General features: G+C 74.8%; 27 protein-coding genes and 1 riboswitch. Of the genes, 21 read left to right on the top strand and 6 right to left on the bottom strand.

The genetic code is table 11. The annotated features are described in order from the left end of the window. Positions 1-87: 87 nt before the first annotated feature. The 6 genes from AB0F68_RS02435 to AB0F68_RS02410 all read left to right on the top strand — a co-directional run bounded on the left by AB0F68_RS02435 (position 88) and on the right by AB0F68_RS02410 (position 5,091). Complete coding sequence (locus AB0F68_RS02435) at positions 88-618, top strand: GNAT family protein (RefSeq protein WP_357332322.1); 531 nt, start codon at positions 88-90, stop codon at positions 616-618. Positions 619-814: 196 nt separating this feature from the next. Beyond that, positions 815-1,279, top strand: coding sequence for a hypothetical protein (locus tag AB0F68_RS02430; protein ID WP_357332320.1), 465 nt, complete (start codon positions 815-817; stop codon positions 1,277-1,279). Positions 1,280-1,420: 141 nt separating this feature from the next. Further along, positions 1,421-1,849, top strand: a complete 429-nt coding sequence (locus AB0F68_RS02425; protein ID WP_357332318.1) for a hypothetical protein — start codon at positions 1,421-1,423, stop codon at positions 1,847-1,849. Between the two features lie 232 nt (positions 1,850-2,081). Beyond that, on the top strand, positions 2,082-3,896 hold the full coding sequence (locus tag AB0F68_RS02420; protein ID WP_357332316.1) for a protein kinase: 1,815 nt from the start codon (positions 2,082-2,084) through the stop codon (positions 3,894-3,896). Continuing rightward, positions 3,881-4,477 carry an FHA domain-containing protein gene (locus AB0F68_RS02415; RefSeq protein ID WP_357332314.1) on the top strand — a complete coding sequence of 199 codons (597 nt, stop codon included), beginning with the start codon at positions 3,881-3,883 and terminating at the stop codon, positions 4,475-4,477. Before AB0F68_RS02420 ends, AB0F68_RS02415 begins: the two co-directional genes overlap by 16 nt. A 131-nt stretch (positions 4,478-4,608) precedes the next feature. Beyond that, positions 4,609-5,091: a hypothetical protein gene (locus tag AB0F68_RS02410; protein ID WP_357332312.1), complete on the top strand. Its 483-nt coding sequence runs from the start codon at positions 4,609-4,611 to the stop codon at positions 5,089-5,091. Here AB0F68_RS02410 and AB0F68_RS02405 read toward each other — a convergent pair. Next, the gene (locus tag AB0F68_RS02405; protein WP_357332310.1) at positions 5,064-7,448 is read right to left on the bottom strand and encodes a glycosyl hydrolase family 65 protein; all 2,385 of its coding nucleotides are present in this window, start codon (positions 7,446-7,448) and stop codon (positions 5,064-5,066) included. The two genes, AB0F68_RS02410 and AB0F68_RS02405, sit on opposite strands and share 28 nt — an antisense overlap. A 136-nt stretch (positions 7,449-7,584) precedes the next feature. On the opposite strand from AB0F68_RS02405, the gene AB0F68_RS02400 reads away from it, so the two are divergent. Next, entirely contained in the window at positions 7,585-8,214 is a 630-nt protein-coding gene (locus AB0F68_RS02400) for a phosphatase PAP2 family protein (RefSeq protein ID WP_357332308.1), read from the top strand. A 21-nt stretch (positions 8,215-8,235) separates the two neighbouring features. Here AB0F68_RS02400 and AB0F68_RS02395 read toward each other — a convergent pair whose 3' ends face one another. Continuing rightward, the gene (locus AB0F68_RS02395; RefSeq protein WP_357332873.1) at positions 8,236-8,943 is read right to left on the bottom strand and encodes a prepilin peptidase; all 708 of its coding nucleotides are present in this window, start codon (positions 8,941-8,943) and stop codon (positions 8,236-8,238) included. A 657-nt stretch (positions 8,944-9,600) separates the two neighbouring features. On the opposite strand from AB0F68_RS02395, the gene AB0F68_RS02390 reads away from it, so the two are divergent. From AB0F68_RS02390 to AB0F68_RS02335, 12 genes are read left to right on the top strand one after another with little or no spacing between them, the layout of a single operon-like run. Then, positions 9,601-10,167: a hypothetical protein gene (locus AB0F68_RS02390; protein WP_357332306.1), complete on the top strand. Its 567-nt coding sequence runs from the start codon at positions 9,601-9,603 to the stop codon at positions 10,165-10,167. After that, positions 10,161-11,129, top strand: coding sequence for a hypothetical protein (locus AB0F68_RS02385; RefSeq protein ID WP_357332304.1), 969 nt, complete (start codon positions 10,161-10,163; stop codon positions 11,127-11,129). The genes AB0F68_RS02390 and AB0F68_RS02385 overlap by 7 nt, the downstream gene beginning before the upstream one ends. A gap of 55 nt (positions 11,130-11,184) precedes the next feature. Further along, positions 11,185-11,847 (top strand): SAF domain-containing protein, encoded by a 663-nt coding sequence (locus tag AB0F68_RS02380; RefSeq protein ID WP_357332302.1) that lies wholly within the window; start codon positions 11,185-11,187, stop codon positions 11,845-11,847. Further along, positions 11,847-12,680: a ParA family protein gene (locus AB0F68_RS02375; RefSeq protein WP_357332300.1), complete on the top strand. Its 834-nt coding sequence runs from the start codon at positions 11,847-11,849 to the stop codon at positions 12,678-12,680. Before AB0F68_RS02380 ends, AB0F68_RS02375 begins: the two co-directional genes overlap by 1 nt. Next, positions 12,670-14,202 carry a CpaF/VirB11 family protein gene (locus AB0F68_RS02370; RefSeq protein ID WP_357332298.1) on the top strand — a complete coding sequence of 511 codons (1,533 nt, stop codon included), beginning with the start codon at positions 12,670-12,672 and terminating at the stop codon, positions 14,200-14,202. The genes AB0F68_RS02375 and AB0F68_RS02370 overlap by 11 nt, the downstream gene beginning before the upstream one ends. A gap of 55 nt (positions 14,203-14,257) precedes the next feature. After that, on the top strand, positions 14,258-15,157 hold the full coding sequence (locus AB0F68_RS02365) for a type II secretion system F family protein (RefSeq protein ID WP_357332296.1): 900 nt from the start codon (positions 14,258-14,260) through the stop codon (positions 15,155-15,157). Between the two features lie 55 nt (positions 15,158-15,212). Further along, positions 15,213-16,073 carry a type II secretion system F family protein gene (locus AB0F68_RS02360; RefSeq protein WP_357332872.1) on the top strand — a complete coding sequence of 287 codons (861 nt, stop codon included), beginning with the start codon at positions 15,213-15,215 and terminating at the stop codon, positions 16,071-16,073. A 24-nt stretch (positions 16,074-16,097) separates the two neighbouring features. Continuing rightward, positions 16,098-16,307 (top strand): hypothetical protein, encoded by a 210-nt coding sequence (locus AB0F68_RS02355; protein WP_357332294.1) that lies wholly within the window; start codon positions 16,098-16,100, stop codon positions 16,305-16,307. Continuing rightward, positions 16,307-16,795 (top strand): TadE family protein, encoded by a 489-nt coding sequence (locus AB0F68_RS02350; RefSeq protein WP_357332292.1) that lies wholly within the window; start codon positions 16,307-16,309, stop codon positions 16,793-16,795. The genes AB0F68_RS02355 and AB0F68_RS02350 overlap by 1 nt, the downstream gene beginning before the upstream one ends. 5 nt (positions 16,796-16,800) lie before the next feature. Then, a complete protein-coding gene (locus AB0F68_RS02345) occupies positions 16,801-17,268 on the top strand; it encodes a TadE/TadG family type IV pilus assembly protein (protein WP_357332290.1) in 468 nt (155 codons plus the stop codon). Positions 17,269-17,321: 53 nt separating this feature from the next. Next, positions 17,322-17,696 (top strand): hypothetical protein, encoded by a 375-nt coding sequence (locus AB0F68_RS02340; RefSeq protein ID WP_357332871.1) that lies wholly within the window; start codon positions 17,322-17,324, stop codon positions 17,694-17,696. 15 nt (positions 17,697-17,711) lie between these two features. Next, a complete protein-coding gene (locus tag AB0F68_RS02335; protein ID WP_357332288.1) occupies positions 17,712-18,758 on the top strand; it encodes a LysM domain-containing protein in 1,047 nt (348 codons plus the stop codon). A 71-nt stretch (positions 18,759-18,829) separates the two neighbouring features. Here the strand turns inward: AB0F68_RS02335 and AB0F68_RS02330 are convergent, their stop codons facing one another. Continuing rightward, positions 18,830-19,681 (bottom strand): Rieske 2Fe-2S domain-containing protein, encoded by an 852-nt coding sequence (locus tag AB0F68_RS02330; protein WP_357332286.1) that lies wholly within the window; start codon positions 19,679-19,681, stop codon positions 18,830-18,832. A gap of 51 nt (positions 19,682-19,732) precedes the next feature. Beyond that, entirely contained in the window at positions 19,733-20,374 is a 642-nt protein-coding gene (gene bluB, locus AB0F68_RS02325; protein WP_357332284.1) for a 5,6-dimethylbenzimidazole synthase, read from the bottom strand. Between the two features lie 34 nt (positions 20,375-20,408). Further along, positions 20,409-20,608: riboswitch (cobalamin riboswitch) on the bottom strand. A gap of 93 nt (positions 20,609-20,701) precedes the next feature. On the opposite strand from bluB, the gene AB0F68_RS02320 reads away from it, so the two are divergent. After that, on the top strand, positions 20,702-21,466 hold the full coding sequence (locus AB0F68_RS02320; RefSeq protein ID WP_357332282.1) for a crotonase/enoyl-CoA hydratase family protein: 765 nt from the start codon (positions 20,702-20,704) through the stop codon (positions 21,464-21,466). Between the two features lie 3 nt (positions 21,467-21,469). On the opposite strand, the gene AB0F68_RS02315 is transcribed toward AB0F68_RS02320, so the two are convergent. Then, positions 21,470-22,951: an FAD-dependent oxidoreductase gene (locus AB0F68_RS02315; RefSeq protein WP_357332280.1), complete on the bottom strand. Its 1,482-nt coding sequence runs from the start codon at positions 22,949-22,951 to the stop codon at positions 21,470-21,472. A gap of 93 nt (positions 22,952-23,044) precedes the next feature. Here AB0F68_RS02315 and AB0F68_RS02310 point away from each other — a divergent pair, with 93 nt between their 5' ends. Continuing rightward, a complete protein-coding gene (locus AB0F68_RS02310) occupies positions 23,045-24,145 on the top strand; it encodes a serine hydrolase domain-containing protein (protein WP_357332278.1) in 1,101 nt (366 codons plus the stop codon). A 262-nt stretch (positions 24,146-24,407) separates the two neighbouring features. Here the strand turns inward: AB0F68_RS02310 and AB0F68_RS02305 are convergent, their stop codons facing one another. Next, positions 24,408-25,334, bottom strand: coding sequence for a phytoene/squalene synthase family protein (locus tag AB0F68_RS02305; protein ID WP_357332276.1), 927 nt, complete (start codon positions 25,332-25,334; stop codon positions 24,408-24,410). Between the last annotated feature and the right edge of the window lie 30 nt (positions 25,335-25,364).

Raw genomic sequence — 25,364 nt, 5'->3', positions numbered from 1 at the left:
TCCGACTCCCTGGCGGCCCACTCCTCCGCAGGTCAGCGGCCCCCGACCGGGGTCGCTGTTGCCGCGCTGGCCTGGGACTATGGGTGGGTGAAGATCACCCGACTCATTGCCTCGGAGGATGCGCCGGCCTTGGCCGAGTTGCTCCGCGTCAACCGTGAGTTTCTCGCGCCGTGGGACCCGATCCGGAGCGAGGACTACTTCACGGCGGACGGCCAGCACGCCGTCATCGAAGCCGACCTCCAGCAATACGAGCAGGGCTCGAAGCTGCCCCACGTCATCCTCGACGACTCCGGTCGCGTGATCGGCCGCATCACGCTCAGCGGCATAGTGCGTGGCCCATTTCAGTCATGCGCCATGGGCTACTGGGTGAGCGCCAGCCACAACGGCCGAGGGTTCGCGACGAAGGCGGTGCGCGAGATCGTGCGGGTGGCCTTCGATGAGTTGGGGCTGCACCGGGTGCAGGCAGAGACCCTGCTGCACAACGTCAGATCACAGCGGGTGCTGGAACGCAACGGGTTCGTGCGGTTCGGCATGGCACCGGAGTACCTCAACATCGCCGGCCGGTGGCAGGACCACGCCTTGTACCAGGTGGTGAAGCCGTCGTCAGCAACCGGCTGAATGCCATCGCCCACCCCAGTGCCTGAAGCGCACCGCCTCCGACCGGTGTAGCCGCTTGACCTCCGACCGAACCCCACCAGGAAGCCCCAGCCCCGCCCGGGTCCCGCCGGATCCGTGCCCCGGGTATGGACCTGTCGCGGACAGCGGGTCGGCTGCGGCGTGAGGACCGGTTATTGAGCGGACGGCATACGGCAGGTTGCCACCGTACGATGCGCCGGTAATCCAGCAGACGAAGGTCCGCCCGCCGCGCCCGGTGTTGGCTGCGCTGGCGGTCCTGATCGTGGGCTACGTCACGGTCGTCGCTTATGGACCTTGGACCGATGCCGTCAGTGTCACCGGCAGCCTGATCGTCACCGCCATTGGCGCCGCATTGATCTACGGCGTGTGGCGGGGTAACCCGTTGGCGCAGGGCGTCGTCGTCCTGGGGATGGCCGGCAACCTGATAGTCGGCTTTTTCGAGCCGGCCGGGATCGGCTGGCTGCGGGCCGGCAACATGGTGGCAGCCCTGGCCATCGCCGTACTGCTGATGGTGCCCGGGTCGTCACGGACGTGGTTCGCTGGCCCCTCTGACGACTCCGCCCCAGACCCCGTTTCTGCGAGCGACCAGCCGTTTGACCTCGAGGCGCTGTGGGCGGAGACGGACGCTGGCGAGCGTCGGTAGTTCGAGGCGTGGGCCGGCGGGTACGTCGTCGACGCCGGCTCGGCAGGGGAGCAAACCCTCCCCGCTTCGTCACCTGTCGGCCGCGCACCGACCCTGGTTGTCTCTCTGACGACGGGATCTTGAGAGAAAGCAGGGTTTCCCATGTCGATGCTCCGCCGTACCCTCGCCAGCGCGACCGTGGCCCTCGCCGCCAGCGCCGTGGCCGTGGTCGACGCGTCCCCGGCGCTGGCCAGCACCCCGGCCAGCTGCTCCAGCGTCCGCCAGATCGGCACGACCCGGGTGCTGACGGTCGGTGGCATGCAGGCCGCGTCGGTGAAGCAGTACTACGGCTGTGGCTACAACTACGCCTACATCTACGTCTGGGAGCAGTACCGGGCCAGCCACTCGAGCTGGGACCTGTACGTGCACGTCATCGACGAGTCGGACAGCGGCACCGACTACGGGGTGGGCGAGCTGAGCAACACCACCCGGGCGGAGCTGTGGGGCAGGCCAGCGAACACCGCCGCCCACTGCACCCACGTCACCGGCTACCTGAACTCGACGGGCGGGTCGACCAGCACGGTCTGCTGACCTTCGCCCGCCCGACGTCCCGGGTCGCGCCTGGGGGGCGGCTCGGGACACCCCTGGTTCCACAACGACCACCGATCCGCCGAAGGGGGGGCGGGGCCGGCCGACCGACCGGCCCCGGTGGCGACACTCGACGGTCCGTGCCCTGGCCGGGGCACGGCCCGTCGGCGTCGGCGCCGAAGGGTGCACCCGACCGCCGGAGGCCGTCCCGACCCGTCGGTAGCATTCAGTGGCGATGGTCCACAGCGAACAGCCGGTGACGCACCGGCCCGAGGCCGGCTCCGGCCCCGGCATCGACCTGGGGATCGCCGGGTGCAGCGACGCCCTCGAGGTCGGGCGGGGCGGGTTCGGCGTGGTCTACCGGGCCTGGCAGGCCGACTACTCCCGCTGGGTGGCGGTGAAGGTGCTCGCCGCCGACTGGGCCGGACCGTCGCGGGTCCGCTTCGAGCGGGAGCTGCGCACCCTGGGCCGGCTCTCCGACCATCCGCACATCGTCACGCTGCACCAGGCCGGCCGGACCGCCGCCGGCAATCCGTACCTGCTGATGGCGTACGAGGAGGGCGGCTCGCTGGGCGACCGGCTGCGCCGCGCAGGGGCGGGTGACTGGCGGGCGGCCGTCGCCGGCGGGATCGCGGTGGCCGGCGCGCTGGAGACCGCGCACCGGGCCGGCGTCCTGCACCGCGACGTGAAGCCCGAGAACATCCTGGTCTCCGCGTACGGGGAACCGAAGCTGGCTGACTTCGGCCAGGCCCGCCCCGGCACGGAGCGCCCCGGCATCCGCGGGACGGTGACCGCGAGCGTGCTGCACGCCGCTCCGGAGGTGCTGCGCGGCGAGCCGGCCTCGGTGGCCGCCGACGTCTACGCGCTGGCCTCGACCGTGCTGCACTGGATCCGCGGCGCCCCGCCCTTCGCCCCCGCCGACGGGGAATCCACCGACGCCCTGCTGCGCCGGATCGCCGCCGACCCGGTGCCGGACCTGCGCCCGCTCGGCGTACCCGACGGGGTGTGTGCGGCGCTGGAGCGCGCGCTGGCCAAGGATCCGGCGCGGCGGCCGGCGTCGGTCGCGGAGTTCGCCGGGGAGTTGCGGGCGGCGCAGGCGGCGGCCGGGCTGCCGGTGACCCCGTTCGTTCCCGGCGACGTGGCGGCGGACGCCGGGGCACGGCCGACACCGCCGGCCGGCCCGGCGCCGTCGCTGTCCGCCCGCCGCCGCGCGGCCCTCGCCCTCTCCGCCACGGTGGCGCGGCCCTCCGGGGTACGCCGGCGCGCGCTGCGCCGGACGCTCGGCCTGCTCGTGGCGGTGGCGGCGGTGCTGGCCACCGGGTACGCGCAGGCCCCGCCCCCACCCACCCCGGTGACCCTGCCCGAGCGGGTCGAGCTGGGCGAGCTGACCCTGTACGCGGAGTCGGCGGAGCGACCGGTGCGGGTGCGCAACCGCACCGGCCACCCGGTGGTGCTGGGCGGGGTGACGGTGGGTGGCCCGGCCCGGGGCGAGCTGCGGATCGTCGCGGACGGGTGCGGGTCACGCCGGCTCGCCCCGGGGGCCGGCTGCGAGGTACGGCTGGTCGCCGTGCCCCGGGTGGCCGGCCCGGTGCGGGCGGTGCTGGAGCTGACCGTGGCCGGCCGGCGGCTCACCACGCCGCTCGCCGGCACGGCCACGCCCCGCAAGGCCAGCCAGGACGACGCCCCGCCCGGCCGCTGCTACGCCGACGCCTACCAGATCGGCACCTCCGCCTACGGGTACGCGGGCGGGCTGCGTGCCATCTCGGTCAAGCAGTACTGGTCGCCGAGCTGCCGGGCCGCGATGGCCTACGTCTGGGTGTGGAAGCAGTACCGGGACAACGTGTCGGCCGGCGGCGGCACCTGGACCGTCGACCTGGCGGTGCGGGCGGGCGGGCCGCGGGCGCGGCAGCGCGCCACCGGCCAGCCGTACGAGCTGTGGACCGAGCCCTGGCCGTCGGCGGGGCGGTGCGTCACGGCCACGGCGACGGTGACCGCCACCCGCTCGGGCGCGGTGACCACGGCCACCACCGAGCCGTGGTGCGACCGGTGACCGGCGGCTGGTTCGAGGTGCACGGCACCGGGCCGGTGCGCCTCGTCCCGCTCAGCGTGGACACCCTGACCATCGGCCGGGCCCCCGGCAATGAGCTGCCCATCGACAGCCGGCTGGTCTCCCGGCTGCACGCGCTGGTCGAGCGCTTCCCGTCCGGCTGGATCATCCGCGACCTGGGCAGCACCAACGGCACCACGGTCAACGGGATGCCGCTGCGCAAGGCCCGCACCCTGCACGACGGCGACCGGGTGGAGATCGGGCCGGCGCGGCTGGTGTTCCAGGCCCCCGGGCAGCTCACCGGTACGTGCACGGTGGGCGTCGAGCCGCCGCCCGCCCCGCCGGCGCTGACCCGCCGGGAGCGGGAGCTGCTCGACGCGCTGTGCCGCCCGTATCTGGCCGGGGGCGACACCTTCCCGGAGCCGCCGGCGGTGCGGTCGCTGGCCGGCGCGCTGGGCGTCAGCGAGAGCGCGGTGAAGAAGCACCTGACCCGGCTCTACGACAAGTTCGGCTTGCTCAGCAACGACGACCGGCGCCGGTCCCGGCTGGCCGCCGAGGCCGTCCGCCGGGCCGCGGTGGGCTGACCGGGGCAGCGACCTCGCTCTGATCTGTAGCACTCTGGGCGACACACCGCTGACCTGTCGTGTCAATGATCCGGCTGCCGACGCCGTTCACCTGGTACGACGGTGGGACCAGCCGAGCCGAGGAGGTACCGATGACCAGTGGACGGGAGACCGTGGAGGTCGACCCGGTGGTGTTCCGCGCCGTCTACGACTCACCGGCCTCGCTGCCGGGCCGGCACCGCTGGACCACGCCGGAGTCGGACGTGCGCCGGCTGGAGAAGCTGCTGAACATGCCGGCGCGGAGCATCGGCGCCCCGTTGTGGGTCAGCGGCGATGAGCCGGACTGTCCGAAGTGCGGTCGCCGGGTGAACTGGTACGACATCGTCTCCTCGGCCCTGCACGGGGTGCACGACCGGGGAATGATCGCGCGGGTCATCCTCGGCGAGCGCAAGTACGTCAACACCGAGGTGCCGGCCGCCATCCCCGGCGTGCACTGCGCCGACTGTCGCACCCCGATCGAGGGGCTGCGCAGCTTCAAGTGCCACAACTGGGCGTACGCCTTCGAGGCGCTGGAGGAGATCGTCGAGCGGATGTCGGGCGTGCCGAGTCAGGCGGCGCCGCCCACGTCCGCCTGACCGCGCCGGGCCGGCCGGCGACCGGGCGGTGACGGCGGCTCGGGACCGGGGTCCGGCACCGGCGGCATCGGCCGGCTGACCGGCGTCGCCCCGGTCACCCGGAGCCGTTCGCCGTGGTGCCACAGCTCGACGGCGTCGGCCGGGCCGGCGTCCGGCAGCTCGTAACGGGCAGTGTCCGGGGTCAGCGTGACCTGCAGCCGGTGCCCGTGCCAGCGCAGGTGGAAGGCGAGCCGGGTGATCCGGCGGGGCAGCCGCGGGTCGAAGGAGAGCACGCCCCGGTCGTCGCGCAGCCCGCCGAAGCCCTGCGCCACCACCAGCCAGGCGCCGGCCAGCGAGGCCAGGTGCAGCCCGTCGGCGGTCTTGTCGCCGAGGTCCTCAAGGTCCTGCAACGCCGTCTCGGCGAACAGGTCGTACGCCAGGTCGAGGTGGCCGACCTCGGCGGCGAGGATCGCCTGCGCGGAGGCCGACAGCGAGGAGTCGCGGACGGTCCGGGCCTCGTAGTAGGCGAAGTTGGGGGCCTTCTCGTCGGCGGTGAACTCGCCGGGGCAGCGCAGCATCGCGAGCACCAGATCGGCCTGCTTGACCACCTGCCGGCGGTACAGCTCCAGGTAGGGGAAGTGCAGCAGCAGCGGGTAGTCGTCCTCGCCGGTGTTCGCGAAGTCCCACTCGGGCTGCTCGGTGAAACCCGCCGACTGCTGGTGCACCCCGCGCTTGCCGTCGTACGGGACGTGCACCGCGTCGGCGGCGGCCCGCCAGCCGGCGACCTCGGCCGGGTCGACGCCGAGGCGGGCGGCCGCCTCCGGGAGGCGCTCGGCGGCGTCGGCCGCGCCGCGCAGGTTGCGCCGGGCCATCAGGTTGGTGAACAGGTTGTCGTCGACCAGCGCGGAGTACTCGTCGGGTCCGGTGAGCCCGGTCAGGTGGAAGGCGCCGGTGTCGGACCAGTGGCCGTACCGGTGCCACAGCCGGGCGGTCTCCACCAGCAGCTCGACGCCGCACTCGGCCAGGAACCCGTCGTCGCCGGTGGCCGCGACGTAGCGCAGCACCGCGTCGGCGATGTCGGCGTTGACGTGCAGCCCGGCGCTGCCCGCCGGCCAGTAGCCGGAGCACTCCCGGCCGCCGAGGGTTCGCCACGGGAAGGTCGCCCCGGCCAGGCGCAGCTCCGCGGCGCGGTCGCGGGCCTCGGGCAGGTGCGCATGCCGCCAGCGCAGCGCCGAGCGGGCCAGCCCCGGCGCCAGGTACGTCAGCACCGGCAGCACGTAGCTCTCGGTGTCCCAGAGCACGTGCCCGTCGTAGCCGTTGCCGGTCAGCCCCTTGGCCGGGATGGTCCGGTCGCCGTCGGCCCGGCCGGACTGGATCAGGTGGAACACCGCGAACCGGACCGCCTGCTGGAGCTCCGGGTCGCCGTCCAGCTCGACGTCGGCGGTGGCCCAGGCGGCGTCGAGGGCGTTCCGCTGCGCGTCGAGCAGGGCGGCGAACCCCTCGGCCCGGGCCGCGTCCGCCTCCGCGACGACCAGGTCGGCCAGCTCGTCGGCCGGGGTGCCGTCGACGTGCGCGCACTCGTACGCGGCGAACCTGGTGACGTGGATCCGCTCCCCGGGGCGCAGCCAACCGCTGACCGCCAGGCGGAACCGGTCGGGGCTCAGTGCGGTGTCGGTGGCGACCTTCGCCGGCACGTCGAGCTGGTGGGCGACCGCGACGGCGACCCGCTGGGCGCTGCGCTCGGTGCGGTGCACGAGCACGCCGTCGATGCCGTCGTGCCGGCCGGTCTCGGCCGTGAGCGGGTCGTGGATCACCTCGGCGGCGCGCGGGTCGTCGGCGCGTTCCGGCACCCGCTCGTTGGCGAGCAGGTCGGCGCCGACGCGTACCTCGACGGGGCCGTCCAGCGGCTCGACCTCCCAGTCGACCGCGGCGACCGGCCGGCGGGGCAGCGAGACCAGCCGGGTGCTGCGGACCCGGACCCCCCGCCCACCCGGCGAGATCCACTCGGTCTCCCGGCGGACCACGCCGGCACGCAGGTCGAGCTCCCGCTCGTGCCGCCGGACCGTCCCGGTCCGCAGGTCCAACGGCTCACCGCCGACCCAGAGCCGAACCAGCGCCGCGTTGGGGGCGCTGACCACGCTGTCGCTCTGCTCGGGGAAGGCGTATCCGCCCTCGGGGTAGCTCACCTCGCGCTGCTCGTGGAACCCGTTGAGGTAGGTGCCCGGCATCTCGTACGGCTCGCCCTCGTCGAGGGTGCCGCGCCAGCCCACCCAGCCGTTGCCCAGCGCGAAGATCGACTCGGTCTCGCCGAGCCGGTCCAGATCCGTCGCGGTGCGGCGGATCCGCCAGCTCTCGTCGCCCTGAGGGCTGTGCGGCACGGGTCCTCCCGAGGTCGGTACGTCGCGGCTACCGAATCAGACCCGGCTGAGAGGCGCCTGTAACTTCGGTGCCCTGACAGTCATTCCCCCACCACCCTCCGGGTGAACGGAGTATGAACAGTTGGTGAGGTGATTCATGACCGACACCGTGGTGACCGACGTCCCGGATGTCAGTACCGACTGGTACCACGACATCGTCGAGTTCGCCGACCGCACGCCGGAACCGGTCCACTGGTTCGCCCTGCACTTCACCGAGGGGGCGGTCGTCCTGCTCGGGGTCCTGCTGGTGCTGGCCGCGCTGACCCGGCTGGTCGGCGGCGACCTCCGGGGCCGGGCGCTCGCCCTGGCCGCCCCGGTCGCGGTGGTCTGCGCGTACGCCTCCAGCGAGGGGTTGAAGACCCTGATCGCCGAGGACCGGCCCTGCCGCAGCCCGGCCGACCTGGTCATCGTGGCCGGGCACTGCCCGCCGGCCGGCGACTGGTCGTTCCCGAGCAACCACGCCACCATCGCGGGCGCGCTGGCCGCCACCGCGCTGCTGCTGCACCGCAGGATCGGCCTGGTGGCCGTCCCGCTGGCCGTGCTGGCCGCCTTCTCCCGCACCTTCGTCGGCGTGCACTATCCGCACGACGTGGCCGTCGGCCTGCTGCTCGGCGCGCTGGTCGGCACCCTGCTCACGCCGGTGCTGGCCCGCCCGGTGGCCGACGTGCTGCGCCGGCGGATCCGCCGCGCCGCCACCCGCCCGGACGTGCGACCCGCCCGGCGCTGACCCGCTCGCCGCCGGCGCCGCTCACGTCGTCAGGACGAGGGTGAGGGCGGTGCCGAGGATGAGGAACGGGCCGAAGGGCAGGTGGCTGGACCAGCGGACCCGCCGTGCCGCGAGCAGCGCGAGGCCGGCCACCGCGGAGAGGGTGACCGCGAGCACCAGACCCGCCACCAACACCGGCCAGCCGTGCCAGCCGAGCAGCGCCCCGGCACCCAGCGCCAGTTTGGCGTCGCCGAGGCCGAACCCGCGCCGGCCGAGCAGCAGCGTGGTCGCCGCGAAGCCCGCGCCGAGCGCGAGCCCGGCCGCGGTGGCGCGCAGCCAGGGCGCCGGACCGGACCCGGCCAGCCCGGCCGCCCCGAGCAGCGCCCACACCCCGGCGGCCGCGGGCCAGGTCAGCCGGTCGGGGAGCCGGTGCACCGCGGCGTCGACCAGGGCCAGCGGCACCGCCCAGGCGAGCCACCAGGCGGCCGCCGCCCGCGCGCCGGCCGGCCCGCCGGTGAGCGCCACGGCCGCCACCGCCGCGGCCAGCGCCACCTCGACCACCAGCGGCGCCGCGCCGACCCGCGCCCGGCAGGACGGGCAGCGGGCCGCCGGCCCGAGCGCCGGCAGCGGCCGGTCCAGGCCGATCGGCGCGCCGCAGCCGTCACACCCCGCCCGGTCCGGCAACCCCGGGGGTACGGCGTAGCGGGCGACCGCCAGCCGGAGCAGCGGTACGACTGCCAGGCCGGCCAGCCGCCGGACGACCGGACGGCGCGCGGGGACCGTCGGTGCCGTGGGGCGGACCCGTTCGGCGGTCACGCCGGCTCCCCCGGACGGTCGCGCACGGTTCCACTCTGGAGCACGCAGAGTGAAAGCCGCCCGACCGCCGTGTCGCGGATGGCGCGGAAAACGGCGGCCCACCCAGGGCGGGCCGGGCCGGGACCACCGACCACCGGCGACGGAAGGCCGGGCCAGGGGTCGGGGGGACGGATCGGACCAGAGGGGCCGTTGCCGCCCAATCCGCCGCTCGACGATCCGCGCCCGGGACACCCGGGGTCACGCGCGGGTGAGCGCACTCTTGCCGTCGGCCGACCCGCCCGCGGGCCGTTCGTCATCGTCCCGACACCCACCGGCCACCACCGCCTGTCATCACTGAGAGTGTTCGAATGAATTGCCTCTGTTGCATCGGCGGACGTCAGCCTATGCTCGCCCCTTGGGTACGACGCAACCCCCGGATCAATTGGCGTCGGAGGCCGACCGAAGACTTAACAATCCGCATTCTTTGAAGATCAGTACAGGTAAATGCGGCGGTAGCAGTTGTGGCCCGGCCGTACACATCCGGGCGTGCTTCCGCCTGCCCGGAGTGCGTTGACGCGACCACTCCGGGTCGCCACCGAGGAGGGCCCGGCGTTGCGCACACGGCAATCCCGCCGATGGGAAATCGGCCTGCTCAGCCTTGCTTTGCTGGCCGGATCCGTTGGCTGCGGCACCGAGCCGGAGGCGGCGGCCCGCCCGTTGGCCGGGCGCGCCGCGGCGCCCGCCGCGCATTCCACCGCCGAGGAGGAGAAGGCCGGAAAAGCCGCGCTCGCCGCCTATTCCGGCTATCTCGACGCGTCCCGAGCGGCAAGCGCACGCAGCGATCCCGGACATCCCGCACTGGCCCGATTCGTGGCGGATCCGCTGCTGACCCGGGTGCGGATGGCAATTCGTGACGCGAAGGAGCACGGCGCGATGCGTACCGGAAGACTTGTTTCCGATCCCACCGTGGTCTCGGTCGACCTGGCCGCCGATCCGCCCACCGTGGAGATCCAGGACTGCCTGGACGCCACCGGCTACCGCCTCGTCTACGCCAAGGACCGCCGGGTCGTCCCCGGCACCCGCGGCGGGCGCTACCTGGCCACCGCCACGGCGACCCGCTACCCCGACGGGCGGTGGCTGATCAGCGCCGGCGCCGGACACCAGGACCAGCCGTGTTGACCTGGGGAGGAAGGGGTGTCCCGGCCCGCCCGACCCGGGCCGGGACGCCCCGCCGGCTGCTGCTCACCGCCGCTCTGGCGCTCCTGCTGGCGCTGGCCGGCGCCCCCGCGCTGCTGCTGGCCGGCGCGCCGGCCCGGGCCGGCAATCCCGGCGGCGAGTGCCCGCCCGGGCAGAACGACTGCAACGTGTGGGACGACGAGCCGGGCACCCCGGGCGGACCGGGCGGTGGCGGCGACCCCGGCGGCGGAGGTGGGGACGGCGGCGGCGCCGCGAAGTGCCAGTGGAACGGCCGGGTCATCCCCTGCTACGACGACGTGCTCGGCTGGTTCAACAACGGCGACGGCTGCTACTACAAGCTGGCCGAACCCCAGCCCGAGGCGCCCGAAGGCAAGCAGTGGTACGTGCAGACCTGCAACGGCGGTGACCTGGGCGCGCAGACCGTCGTGCTGCGCGACGGGCCGCCGCCTGGCTACGGCGCGCCGCCGGACCCGGAGGAGCTGGCCCGCCGCGCGCTGGCCTCGATCTCACTGCTGCCACCCCGGGTCGCGGTCGCGCCGAGGCGCAGCAAGGGCCCCGGCCTGGTCGGCCTGCCGGTCTGGATGTGGGCCAGCGACGGGGCGTCCTACTTCGGACCGCTGCACGCCTCCGCCTCGGACCGGGGGGTGACCGTCGAGATCACCGCGAGGGTGACCCGGATCGTCTGGACCATGGGCGACGGCACCAAGGTCACCTGCACGGGACCGGGCACGCCGTACAGCGCCGACGGGCCCCGGGCCGGCCTGACCTCCCCCGACTGCGGTTACGACGCCGGCTACGGCAGGGCCGGCACCTATCAGGTCAGCGCCACCACGTTCTGGACCGTCGAGTGGTCCGGCGGGGGCGAGAGCGGCGAGATCGCCCAGAGCCGGGTGAGCGGGACGGTCCCGGTCGAGATCAACGAACTTCAGGTGGTGACGCGGTGAGCGCGAGGAGTGAGCCGGGTTTGCGAGCCCCGCAGTCGCGAACGGAGGTGGCGCAGTGAGTGTGGCGACCCGGAACGGGACTCCGTTGGACGCGCCGGTGGCGCCGCCCAAGGTGGTCCGGCAGCGGCGGATCCGCCCCGGCCTGCTCGGCCTGGCCGTGCTGCTGATCGCCCTCGGCGGGCTGGGCTCGGCCTTCGCGGTCACCTCGGTCCGCTCCACCGGCAGCTACCTCGCGGTGGCCCGGCCGGTTGAGGTCGGCCGGCAGCTCACCGCCGACGACCTGGTCCCGGTGCGGGTCTCCGGCGGGCGGGAACTCCAGCCCGTGCCGGCCAACCGGATCAAGGAGGTGCTAAGCCTGCGGGCCGCGGTCCGGCTCACCCCGGGCACGCTGCTGACCCCGGCCCAGCTCACCGACGCGCCGCTGCTCGGCCCCGGGCAGCAGCAGCTCGCGCTGGGACTGGAGCCGAGCCAGGTGCCCGCCCGCAAGCTGCATCCCGGCGACAAGGTGCTGCTGGTCAGCACCCCGGACACCAGCGCCGGCAGCGCCGACACGAGCCGCGGCGGCGGCACCCGGTTCGAGGCCACGGTGATCGACACCGCCGCGCCGGAGAACGACGACGTGGTGGTCTACCTGGCGCTGGCGGTCCGGGACGTGCCGGCCGTGGTGGCGCTGGCCGCGGACGACCGGATCGCGCTCGTGCTCACCGAGGCGGCCTGATGGCGATCATCGCCCTGGTCTCGGCGAAGGGCTCGCCGGGGGTCACCACGGCCGCGCTGGCCGCCGCGCTGAGCTGGCACCGGCGGCTGGTGCTGGCCGAGTGCGACCCGGCGGGCGGCTCGGTCCTCGCCGGCTACCTGGGCGGGGCGCTCGACGGCCCGCGCGGCCTCGGCGAGCTTGCCGTCGGGGAGCTGCGGGACGGCAACCTGGAGAGCGCCTTCTGGTCGCAGCTCGTCGACCTGGACGCGCCGAAGCGGGAGCGGCTGCTGCTGCCGGGCGTGGTGGACCCGGCCCAGGCGGGCAGCGTCAGCCCGCTCTGGCAGCGCTTCGCCGACTTCTTCACCAGCCTGGAGAACGGCGTCCCCCCGTACGACGTGCTGGTCGACTGCGGCCGGTTGCAGGTCGGCGGTCCACCGTGGCCGGTGCTGCGGGCCGCGGCGGTGGTGCTGCTGGTCACCCGTGCGCACCTGCCCGACCTCTCCGCCACCCGCGCCACGGTCAAGGCCATCGAGCGGGACTTCGCCGAACACCGGATCCCCCCGGGCACCCTGCGCCTGCTGGTGATCGGGGACGGGCACGGCGGCAGCGAGATCAGCAAGGCGCTGCGGCTGCCGGTGATCGCCCGGCTGCCGCACGACCCGCGTACCGCCGCGGTGCTCGGCCACGGCGGCACCGTACGCGCCAACCGGCCGCTGATGCGCGCGGCCGGCGCGCTGGAGGTGCCGGTCCGGGCGCTGCTGGACCGGCGGCGGGCCCGGCTGGCCTGGCCGGGAGCGCCGGCCCCGCGCGCCGTGACCGCGCCCAGCACGCCGGGGGTGTCCGGTGCGGTTTGAACCGGTCTCCCACGACCCGCGCGGGCAGCAGCCCGGCGCCACCTCCACCGTGCCGCCGCTGGTCGCTCCGAACGGTCGGCACCACGTGCCCCCGCCGCCCGCCGTGCCGGTCGCCCCGCCACCCCCGCCGCCCCGTCCCCGGGTCGACTTCGCGGTGGTCCGCGAGCTGCGGCGGGAACTCAGCGAACGACTCACCCTCTGGCAGCGCGGCCGGGAGTTCGACGCCGACGCCGAGGACGTCGAGCGGGCCCGACTGGCCGTCGCGGTGGTCTCCGCGTACGCGGACTCGGTGCGCCGGGCCGGCACGCCGATGGCCGCCGACGAGGAGCGGCTGCTGCTCGACCAGGTGACCGCCGAGCTGGTCGGCCTGGGCCGGCTCCAGACGCTGCTCGTCGACGACACCATCGAGGAGGTGCACATCCTCGGCTGCGACCAGGTGCGCATCACCCGGCACGGCGGCGGCGTCGACTGGGCCGAACCGATCGCCGACAGCGACGACGAACTGGTGGAGATCCTCCAGGCGGCGGCCCGCCGGGCCGGGGCGACCGAGCGCTCGCTCTCCACCTCCAAGCCGACGCTCGACCTGCAACTGCCCGACGGCAGCCGCCTCGCCGCGGTCTTCCTGGTCAGCCACCGCCCGTACGCGGTGATCCGCAAACACAACACGCTCGCGGTGAGCCTGGAGGACATCGCCGGTGGCCGGCCCGACCTGGACGAGATGATCGACCCGCTGCTGCGCGACTTCCTCTGCGCCGCCATGCGGGCCGGGCTGAACATCATGGTGGCCGGGTTGGCCGGGGCCGGGAAGACCACGGTCATCCGGGCGCTGATGGACGAGATCCCGGCCGACGAGCCGTACGTGCTGCTGGAGGAGAGCCGGGAGCTGCTGCCGACCCGCCGCGGGCACAAGCACCGGGCGGTGATGAGCTTCGAGTCCCGCGAGGGGCACGGCGAGCGTGGGCTGGACGGCCGGCCCGCCGGTGAGGTCAGCATCGCCGACCTGATCCCGGTGTCGCTGCGGATGGGCGTGCTGCGGATCATCGTCGGCGAGGTGCGGTCCCGGGAGATCGTGCCGATGCTCCAGGCGATGACCACCAGCCGCGGGTCGATGTGCACCATCCACGCGCGTACCCCGGCCGGGGTGGCCGAGCGGATCATCGAGCTGGCGCTGGCCCACGGCCGGGAGATGACGGTCGACCAGGCCCGCCGGATGGCCGGCAACGCGCTGGACCTGATCGTCTACGTCACGGTCGAGGACGAGACCGCGATCGGCGGCCGCAAGCACCGCTTCGTCTCGCACGTCGAGGAGGTCATCGGCGTCGGTGAGGGCAACCGGATCACCACCACCAGTGTCTTCGGCCCGGGGCCGGACGGCCGGGCGGTGCCCCGCCACCTCCCCGAGCGGATCCGCGATCAACTGCTGCGGGTCGGCTACGACGCCCGGCTGCTGACCCGGTTCATCGAGGCCGGCACGGGCGCGTGGCGGCGGCCGAGGCACACCCGGCTCGGGCGGCGACCGTGAACGCGAGGAGTGAGCCGGGTTTGCGAGCCCCGCAGTCGCGGACGGAGACCAGTTCATGACGACGATCGAGCTGATCGCGCTGGTCTCCGGGGCGGCGTGCGTCGCCGGGCTGGTGCTGGCGGTGGTCGCGCTGGTCGGCACCCGCCGGCCCGCCGGAGCCACGCCGGGCGCCGGGCCGGGGCTGAGCCGGCTCTGGACCGGCTCGGGGGCCAGCCGGCAGGAGCAGCGTCGCTACCAGCTGCTGCTCGGCGCCGCCGTGGTCGTCGGCGCGCTGGCCTTCCTGCTCACCGGGCTGCCGGTGGTCGGCCTGCTGGTGGCGCTGGCGGTGCCCGGGGTGCCGTGGCTCTTCGCGGTGGGCCGGGCCGAGCAGCGGGCCATCGCCCGGATCGAGGCGGTCGGCGAGTGGACCCGGCGGCTCAAGGACATCTCCGGCACCGGGCAGGGCCTCCAGCAGGCCATCATCGGCACCATCGCCACCGCGCCGGAGGAGATCCAGGAGGAGGTACGCACCCTGGCGGCCCGCCTCCAGGCCGGCTGGCTGGCGAGGTCCGCCCTGCTCGCCTTCGCCGACGAGATCGCCGACCCGGTCTGCGACCAGGTGGTGGCGGCGCTGATCCTGCACCTCACCGACCGGGGCGAACGCCTCGGCGACGTGCTCGGCTCGATCGCCACCGCCGCCTCGGCGGAGGTCGCCACCCGGCGGGAGGTCGAGGCGAAGCGGACGCAGCCCCGGTTCGCGGTCCGCTTCCTCACCGGGATGACGCTGGCCACGCTCGCGTACGGGCTGGTCAACAGCGACTACGTCCGGCCCTACGGGACGGTCTTCGGGCAGCTGGTCATGGCGGTGCTCGGAGCGGCCTTCGTCGGGCTGCTGGTCTGGGTGCGCTCGATGAGCCAGCCGCCCCGCCCGGCGCGCTTCCTGCCGGCGCCCGACCCGGAGGAGGCGATCGCGTGAGCGCGAGGAGTGAGCGCGCGAGCTCCGCAGTCGCGAACGGAAGGCGGGCACGATGATGGTCAACTGGCAGTTGGCGATCGCCGTGCTGGGTGGGGCGGCGGTCGGGCTCGGCCTGTTCCTGGTGGTCCGCGAGGCGCTGCCGGCCACCCCGGCGCTCGGCCCGGCGCTGCGCCGGCTGCACCAGCCGCCCGGTCAGGCCCCGGTGGCCGGGCGCGGGCCGGACTGGCTCGGCGGCGTCTCCCGCTGGCTGCGCCCGCCGCACCGGCAGCTCGCCCTGCTCGACCGGACCCCCGAGCAGTACGCCCTGTCGGTGCTGCTCTCGGCGCTGGTCGGGTTCGCCACCCCGGCGCTCGCGTCGGCCGTGCTCTTCCTGGGCGGGGTGGCGCTGCCGCTGGTCGTACCGGTGCTGGGGAGCCTCGGGCTGGCGCTGGTCGCCGGCCTGCTCGCGCACCGGGCGGTGCTGGCCAGGGCGGACGCCGCGCGGGACGAGTTCCGCCAGGCGGTCTGCACCTACCTGGACCTGGTGGCGTTGCAGCTCTCCGCGGCGCACGGCCCGGTGCAGTCGCTGGAGCGCGCGGCGGCGGTCTGTGACGGCTGGGTGCTCGACCGCATCCGGGAGGCGCTGCGGATCGCCCAGCTCCAGATGCACTCGCCCTGGGACGAACTCCAGGAGCTGGCCGACCGGATCGGCATCCCGGAGCTGGGCGACGTGGGGGCCATCATGCGTTCCTCCGGTAGCGAGGGCGCCCAGGTGCACGAGACCCTGCGCAGCCGCGCCGACTCGCTGCGCGACCAGATCCGGACCGACAACCTGGCCCGGGCCGAGGGGGTGACCAGCCGGCTGGACATCCCCGGCTCGCTGCTGGTCTTCGTCCTGCTCGGCTTCGCCGTCTATCCGTTCCTCGCCCGTCTGTGAACCCACCCCGAGAAGGAGAAGACCGTGCACCTCTACACCTACCTGTACGCCGCGGTGACCAGCCGCCTCGCTGAGCTGCGGCGGGACACCGAGCGGGGCGACAGCCCGGTGCCGACCGCGGTGATCATCTTCGGCCTGGTCGCGGTGGCCATGGCGGTCACCGGGCTCGCCCTGGCCAAGGCCAACAACTGGATGAACGCCATCCCGAACAACACGGCGCCCAAGGCCCCGTGATGCCTCGCCCCGCCCGCACCGATCGGAGCCGGCCGGCACCCGCCGGCCGGCCCACCGGCCGTGGCGGCCCGGGGCGGATCACCGCCGTCCTCCGGGACCGGCTCGCCGTGGGCGGGCCCGAGCGGGGGGCCAACCCGGTCGAGCTGGCGGTGGTGATGCCGGCGATCCTGGTGCTGCTCTTCGCCTCGATCCAGCTCGCCGTCTGGTTCGTGGCCCGGTCCACCGCCCTCAACGCGGCGCAGACCGGGGTGAACGCCCAGCGGGCGCTCGAGGCCCCGCCGGACGCGGGCCGGGACCGGGCCAGCACCTTCCTGCGCGCCGCCGGGGACTGGCTGGTCGACTGGCAGACCCCCGGCCCCACCTGCACGGCGACCGCCACCGAGGTCACCTGCACGGTCAGCGGGCACTCCCTGTCGGTGATTCCGGGCGTGCACTTCGCGGTCTCGCAGAGCGCGCACGGCCCGGTCGAACGCTGGACGACGGGGTGAGGCCGATGGCGCGGCCGCGGGACCGGGGTTCCGTCTCCATCGAGGTGGCGGTGCTCGCCCCCGCCTTCATCGGGTTGATGGTGCTGGCCGGGGTGGCCGGACGGACGGCCGTCGCCGACGAGGCGGTGGAGTCGGCCGCGCACGACGCCGCCCGGGCCGCCTCGATCGCCCGGGACGCGGACACCGGCGAGACCGAGGCCACCGACGCGGCCCGGCGCCAGCTCGACTGGTCGGGGCTGCGCTGCGCCGCCCCGCCGGCGCTGGACCTCCACGGCTCGGTGGGCGGCAGGGCGACCAGCTTCGTGGCCGCGTACCGCAGCGCGCCCGGGGTGCCGGCGACGGTCACCGTCACGGTGACCTGCACGGTCTCCTTCGACGATCTGCGGGCACCCGGGCTGCCCGGGGTGCCGGGTGGCAAGACCGTCTCGGCGAGCTTCACCTCCCCGCTGGACATCTACCGGAGCCGCCGGTGACCGGGCGACGCGCGTCGGAGAGCGGCCGGGTGAGTCTCTTCCTGGCCGTGGCCATGACCGGCGTACTCGTGATCATCAGCCTGGCGTACGACGGCGCCGGGCAGCTCCGCTCGTTGCAGCGCGCCGACAACCTGGCCGCCGAGGCGGCCCGCAGCGGCGGCCAGATGATCGACCGGGCCCGCGCCATCGAGGGCGGCCCGAAGCAGATCGACGAGGTGGCCGCCCGCAAGGCCGTCGCCGACTACCTGAGCGCCGCCGGCGGGGTCCGCGACCACGACGTCGACTTCCCGGTGGTCGCCGGCGAGCGGCAGATCCAGGTACGCGTCCGCATCACCTACCGCCGGGACCTGCTCGGCCTTTTCGGCTTCCGGAACACCGCCACCGTCACCGGTGAGGCCACCGCGCGGGCGCTCATCGGAGCCCCGTAGGAAGGGAAGGCAGCCATGGGTGCATCGCAACGCTCGGCCGTCCGGCGGACCGGCCAGGTCCTCACCGGACTCGGCGCCCTCACCGTGCTCTGCGCGGTGCTGTTCGGGGGGCCGATCGCCCTGCTGGCCTTCGCCGGCAACCCCCTCCCCGACCACCTGCCCACCCTGGCCGAGGTGGGTACGGCGTTGACCAGCCGCGACGACGGGCAGCTCTTCCTGCGCGCGCTCGCCGTGGTGGGCTGGTTCGGGTGGGCGACGTTCGCCTTCTCCGTACTGGTGGAACTCCTCGCGGCGACGCTGCGCCGGCCGGCGCCCCGGCTGCCCGGGATGCGCCGCCAGCAGCGGGCCGCCGCCGCGCTGGTCGGCTCGGTGGCGCTGATCCTGGCGGCCAGCCCGGCCGCGGCGAGCGCCGCCACCCTGGCCGCGCCGCAGCCGGTCGCCGCCGCGCCGGCGGTGGTCGCCCCGCAGGCCGGCCCCGCGCTCGCCGCGCCGCCGGTCCGGGCCGCCTCGGTGACCACCGACTCGGCGGTGTACCGGGTGGCGAAGGGCGACTACCTGGGCGGGGTGGCCGAGCGCTACCTGGACGACTTCGACCGCTACCGCGAGGTGGCCCGGCTCAACCGGCTCGCCGACCCGGACCGGATCCGCCCGGGGCAACTGCTCAAGCTGCCCGAGGGGGCGGTGGACGCCGGTGCCCGCCGGCACGCCACCGGCCGGCTCGTGGCCACCCCGGCCAGCCCGTCCCGCCCGGCTCCCGGCTCGGTGGCGAGGCCGGGCGGCGGCGCGTCCTCGACGCCGAAGGGCAGTCCTTCCCCGCACCCGTCCGCACGGGACACCACGCCCACCGTGGAGGCGCCGGCCGGGCAGGCGCCGGCCATGTCGGCGGGGGCCTCCCGGGCCACCGTCGACGACGGGATCAACCGCCCGCTGGCCATCTCTGCGGTGCTGGCGGTGGCGAGCATCGTAGGCGCCCAGATCGGTGCCGTCCTGGGCCTCCGCCGCCGCACCGTGCCCCGCACGACGGTCCGCGACCTGATGGTGGGCCGCCACCGCAAGGACTGACGCCCGCGACGACGATCTTGGACGGAAGTGGCCCCCGGAGGGGCCGATTCCGTCCAAGATCCTGCCGTGGGTCAGGGAAGGCGGGCTTCGAGGCGGCCGTTGACGACGCGGGTGGGCAGGACGACCTGGTCGTTGCCGGAGGGGCCGTGGACGACCTCGCCGCCGTTGAGGCGGAAGGTGCTGCCGTGCCAGGGGCAGACCACGCAGGCGTGGCCGTCGATCTCCTGCACCTCGCCCTCGCCGAGCGGGCCGCTCTGGTGCGGGCAGCGCTCCAGCATCACCGTGACGTCCTCGCCGTGCCGGTAGAGGATCACCGAGACGTCGTCGATCTCCCGGGTGACGAGCTGCCGCTGCGGCAGGGTCGACATGTCGCCGAGCGGGTGCCAGCCCTCGCTGACCAGATGCAGCTCGGAGATGCTCTGGCTGACCTGCGCCCCCTGCTTGTAAGCCAGGTGCCCACCCAGGTACGCCCCGGTGCTCGCCGCCGACAGCCCCAGGTAGGCCAGCGCCCGGCCCAGGTTGTGCCGCCCGTTGAGCCGGGCCGCCAGCGAGCTGGCGTAGAGGGTCACGCCGATGGTGTTCGCGGCGGCGTGCACGAGACCGATCCGGCGCTGGTCGCGGGAGAGGGCGGCCCAGTCGTTGAGCCCGGCCACCGCCGCCGGCAGCGCGCTGGCCGTACCGATGCCGACCAGCGCGGTCGCCGCCCGGCGCTGGCCGGGCATCAGGTCCACGATGGCGGCCGAGATCCAGGCGCCGACCGGCACCTGCACCATCGCCGGGTGCAGCGGGTGCCCCAGCCAGACGCCGTGCAGCAGGTCCCGGACCCGCTGGGCGCGCAGGGTGCCCTGGACGACGCGCTGCAACCGGTCACCGACCCGGTCGAGCCGGGTGTTCTGTTCGATCTTCGTCAATAGTTCGCGCACGTGGTCCGACTTCCCGGCAGGAGAGGTCCCAAACCGGGCGGGGACCACGGATCACCCCATCGGGTGGTTCCCGTCCGCCCGCCAACGGTCGGCGTGCACGGCGGCGGCCAGCGGTCGGGGCGTACGCCAGCCGTGCCGGACCAGGTCGGGGACGGTCTGGAGGTGGCTGACCGGACCCACGCAGAGCCAGGCGACCGGCCGGATGCCGGGCGGGATGCCGAGCAGGCCGGCCAGGAACGGCTCGCGGTAGAAGGAGACCCAGCCGACGCCGAGCCCCTCCGCGGTGGCGGCCAGCCAGAGGTTCTGGATGGCCAGGCAGACCGAGTAGAGGCCGGCGTCGGCGATGGCGTGCCGGCCGAGCACCGCCGGCCCACCCCGCTGCGGGTCGTAGGTGACCACGACCGACAGGGTCGACTCCAGCACCCCGTCGATCTTGATGCGGGCGAACCGCTCGGCCGCCGCGCCGTCCAGCGTGGCGGCAAAGGTGTCCCGCTCGACCTGGACGTGCGCGTGGAACCGGCGCCGGGTCTCCGGGTCGCGGACCAGGACGAAGTCCCAGGGCTGCGAGTTTCCGACGCTCGGTGCGGCGTGTGCGGCGGTGAGTATCCGCTCCAGGGCGTCGTCCGGCACCGGCTCCCCGGTGAACTCGGCGCGTACGTCGCGGCGGCGGTGGATGACGTCGTACAGGTCCACAGGCAGGCTCCCGCTGCACTCGGCCCACACTCCGGTGGGCGACTGAACGCGAGGCCGGTCTTCGGACTCCCGGATCGACGCCTGACCGTCCGCCTTCCCGGCCCTATGGCCAGTGGCTGCGCGTGACGCGCGTGGACGGGGACTCCCCGGTCACCGCGGCGGGCCCGTGCCGGATTTCCACCGGCTTCCCGATTCTCCCCGCGCACGCGGGGCACCTCACATGATCGTTGCCGCCGCCGATGCTAGCGCCGCCGCCGCACCGGCCGGCGGCCGGCACGCGAGCGGGGATCCTGGCGCGGCGGGCGTCGTGGAGGGCATGCTGGGCCGATGGGGGTACGCGTCGAGCACGCCGGGCCGGTGACCACGGTGATCCTAGACCGGCCGGAGGCCCGTAACGCCGTCGACGGCCCGACCGCCCGGGCCCTGGCCGACGCCTTCCGCGCCTTCGAGGCGGATCCGGACGCGGCGGTCGCCGTGCTGTGGGGCGCGGGCGGCACCTTCTGCGCCGGCGCCGACCTCAAGGCCATCGGCACGCCGCGCGGCAACCGCGTCGAACCCGAGGGCGACGGCCCGATGGGCCCGACCCGGATGCGCCTGTCCAAGCCGGTGCTCGCCGCGATCTCCGGGTACGCCGTGGCCGGCGGCCTGGAGCTGGCGCTCTGGTGCGACCTGCGGATCGCCGAGTCGGACGCGGTGCTCGGAGTCTTCTGCCGGCGCTGGGGCGTGCCGCTGATCGACGGCGGGACGGTGCGGCTGCCCCGGCTGATCGGCGAGAGCCGGGCCATGGACCTGATCCTCACCGGCCGCCCGGTCCCCGCCGACGAGGCGTACGCGATGGGTCTGGTGAACCGGCTGGTCGCGCCGGGTGCGGCCCGGGCGGAGGCCGAGCGGCTGGCCGCGGAGATCGCCCGGCACCCGCAGACCTGCCTGCGCAACGACCGGGCCGCGCTGCTGACCAACGCCGGCCTCCCCGAGCCGGAGGCGATGGCCACCGAACTCGCCTTCGGGATGGAGTCCCTGGTCACCGACGCGATGAAGGGCGCGGCCCGGTTCACGGCCGGCGCCGGCCGGCACGGCGCGCCGGCCGGGTGAGGCTCACCTCAGGTTGCGCAGGGCGTCCTCGATGGCGCGGTGGAAGGTCGGGTACGCGTAGATCATGTGCCGGAGCTGGCTGAGCGGGACGGCCGCGTGCACCGCCACGACGAGCGCGGAGAGCACCTCGCCACCGGCCGGGCCGACCGAGGTGGCGCCGATCAGCACGCCCTGGTCGGCGTCGACGACCAGCTTGATGAAGCCGGCGTTGCCGGCCTTGTGGATCCAGCCGCGGGTGGAGGAGGTCAGGTCGGTGTAGCCGATCTGGACGTTGATGCCGCGGTCGCGGGCCTGCCGCTCGGTGAGGCCGACCGCGCCCACCTCGGGATCGGTGAAGGTGACCCGGGGCAGCGCCCGGTAGTCGGCGACCGGCACGCTGCCCGGCGCGACGGTCGATCCCGTGCTCATCGCCCCGCCGACCGCGCTGACCGCGCCGGCCGCGCCGCCCATGACGCTGGCGGTGCCGCTGGGGTCCGGGCCGCCCTTGGTACGCCGCATGTGGTCGAGCAGGTCGGCGACGACGATGCCCGCCTGGTACATGGCGATGTGCGTGAACGCGCCCTCGCCGGTGAGGTCGCCGACCGCCCAGATCCCCTCGGTGACGTGCATCCGCTCGTCCACCGGCAGGTAGCGCTGCTTGGCGTCCACCTGCACGGTCTCCAGGCCCAGCTCCTCCAGGTGCGCCCGGCGGCCGGTCGCCACGAGCAGCTTCTCGCCGCCGAACGTGCGGCCGCCGCCATGGACGGTGAAGCTCGCGCCGTCGTGCTCGACCCGCTCGGCCTTGACCCCGGTGTGGATCTCCACCCCGTCGGCGCGCAGCGCCGTGGCGGCGATCTCGGACGCCTCCGGTTCCTCGAGGGCGAGCACCCGGTCGGCCGCCTCGACCACGGTCACCCGGACACCGAACCGGGCGAACACCTGGGCCAGCTCCAGCCCGATCGCGCCGCCGCCCAGCACCAGCAGCGACTCCGGCAGCTCCTCGACCTCGATGGCCTGGTGGTTGGTCCAGTACGGGTTGTCGGCCAGCCCGTCGATCGGCGGAACCGAGGGGCGGGTGCCGGTGCCCAGGACCACTCCGTACCGGGCCTCGAACACCTGCTCGCCGACGCGTACCCGGTTGCGGCCGTCGAGCCGGCCGGTGCCCCGGACGAACCGGCCGCCCTTGCCGGTGAACCGGTCCACCGCGACCTTGTCGTCCCAGGTGTCGGTGGCCTCCTCGCGGATCCGCCGGGCGACCGGCGCCCAGTCGGGTCGCACCTCGGCGCTGCCCGCGAGTTCGTTGACCCGGTGCGCCTCCGCGAGGGCGTTGGCCGCCCGGATCATCATCTTGCTCGGGATACAGCCCCAGTAGGGGCACTCGCCGCCGACCAGGTCCCGCTCGATCCCGACGACCGTGAGGCCGGCCTCGGCGAGTCGCCCGGCCACCTCCTCGCCGCCGACCCCGAGCCCGACCACGACCACATCCACCAGTTCCGGCTCCGCCATCCCGCCAGCATTCCGCACCGCCGGGACGTTCGGCCACCGGGTCGGGCCGGAGTTCCCGCGCCGGTAATCCTGCCGACCACCTACCGTGGCCGGATGCAGGCACGCTTCGCCCCGGTCCGGGACTGCTTCCACGACCTCTTCGCCGACGGCCGGGAAACCGGCGCGGCGCTGGCCGTCTGGTACGACGGCACAACCGTGGTCGACCTGGTCGGCGGCACCCGCGCCGCCGTCGCGCCCGGCACGGCCGTCCCACCCGTCGGGGTCGGGGATCCGTGGCGGCCGGACACCCTGGTCAACGTCTACTCGGTGGGCAAGCCGGTGGCCGCGCTCTGCCTCCTGCTCCTGGTCGACCGGGGCCGGGTCGACCTCGACGCCCCGGTGTCGGCGTACTGGCCGGAGTTCCGCACCCCGGCGACCGTGCGGCAGGTGCTCGACCACACCGCCGGGCTGCCCGCGTTCCCGGTGCCCCGGCCCGCCGCGGCGGTCGCCGACTGGGGGCTGCTCTGCGCCGACCTGGCCGCCGCCGAGCCCGAATGGGCGCCGGGCACCGTCGCGGGCGAGCACGCCTGGACGTACGGGCACCTGGTCGGCGAACTGGTCCGCCGGGTGGACGGACGGCCGGTGGGGCGGTTCCTGGCCGAGGAGATCGCCGGGCCGTGGCGCCTCGACCTGGCCTTCGGGCTGGACGCGGCGGACCAGCGGCGGTGCGCCGACCTGTCGTACGCCGACCCGGACTGGCCGGTACGGATGCTGGGCGAGCCGGGGTCGCTGCGCGCCCGGGCAATGGGGAACCCGACGGGCGGGCTGGACCTGGCGCTGGTGAACAGCCCGCTCTGGCGCGGCACGGAGTTCCCGGCGGTGAACCTGCACGCCACCGCGTCGGCCCTGGCCCGCCTCTACGCGGGCCTGCTCGCCGGCGGCACCCTCGACGGGGTACGCCGGTTCAGCCCCGAACTCGTCGCCGAGGCGACCCGGGTGCAGTACGAAGGACCGGACCTGGTGCTGGACCGGCCGGCGTGCTGGACGTTGGGCATGCAGTGGGAGCCGGACGGGAGCTGGGGCATGGGCGGGATCGGCGGCAGCAGCGCCTGGGCCGATCCGGAGCGCGGCTACACCTTCGCGTACGCGACCGCCCGGCTGGCCGACCATGCCCGGGTGGACGAGCTGGTGGAGGCGCTGCACTCCTGCCTGTGACGGGGACACCTACGCTGGCCCGGAGGAGGGCGCCGAGGCCCGCTGCGCCACCTACCGGTAGGCCCGGCGGACGAGCGCCCCGCACCACTACGTCGGCAGCGGCCAGCAGTTCTGCTTCACCACCTCCGACGGCCACCCCGGGTGGTTGCAGGTGGTGAACGAGGCGGGCGACGGCGGTGCCGTGATCAAGGTGACCGTCTGGCGGACGTGAGCCGTCAGCGCAGCCAAACGCGGGTCACCTCCACCGAGACGGTGCGGCCGATCACGCAGCCAGGGCGGGCTGGAGGGCCGGACCCGGGATCCGCACCGGCACGCCGGCCGGGGTGAGCAGGGCCCGCCCGGCCACCGCCACCCGCCGCCGCCCAGGTACGCGGGCCCGGCGGGTGAAGACGTCGAAGCCCTGGGCCGCCACCTCGTCGAGGATCCCGCCGTAGAGCGCGTACGCGGTGCGCATGCACGCCTGGGAGGCGGGCGCGAGCAGCGGGATGCCCGGCGCGGCGGCCGCGTAGTGGGCCTGCGCGCGGCTCACCTCGTACTCGATCAGCTCGCGGAGCCGCGGCGCGGTGCGGCCGGCGGCCCGGGCGGCGAGCAGGTCCTCCCGGGTGACGTCGAACCTGGCCAGGTCCTCGTCGGGCAGGTAGGTCCGCCCTCGGTCCAGGTCCTCGGCCACGTCCCGGATGAAGTTGGTGAGCTGGAAGGCGAAGCCGAGCTGGCGGGCGGGCTCCCGGGCGGCCGCCGGGTCGGAGCTGCCCAGGATCGGCAGCATCATGGTGCCGATGACCGCGGCCGAGCCCTCCATGTAGTCGAGCAGGTCGTCGTAGGTCGGGTACGACCGGACGGTCAGGTCCATCGCCATGCTGCGCAGAAACGACGCGAAGTCGTCGCGGTCCAGATCGAAGACCGCGATGGTGTGCAGCACGGCGGGCAGCAGCGGGTCGTCGACGGGCTCGCCGTGCAGGCCGGCGACGAAGCGTGCGGACCACTCCGCCAGCCGGGCCGCGCGCTCGGCCGGCGGGAGTTCCTCGGTGCGGTCGACGATCTCGTCGGCGTAGCGCGTGAAGCCGTAGAGGGCGTGAACGTGCCGTCGTTTCCACGCGGGCAGCAGCCGGGTGGCGAGATAGTAGGTACGGCCGTGACGCCGGTGCAGCTCGCGGCAACGCTCATAGGCAGCGGTGAGATCGGTGTCCACCGGCCCTCCTCGGTTCGACGCAGCAATCGA

Origin of the sequence: Micromonospora sp. NPDC023966, assembly GCF_040639095.1 — a bacterium.
In the GTDB taxonomy this organism is placed as follows: domain Bacteria; phylum Actinomycetota; class Actinomycetes; order Mycobacteriales; family Micromonosporaceae; genus Micromonospora.
This window is presented reverse-complemented; position numbering and strand designations above follow the sequence as displayed.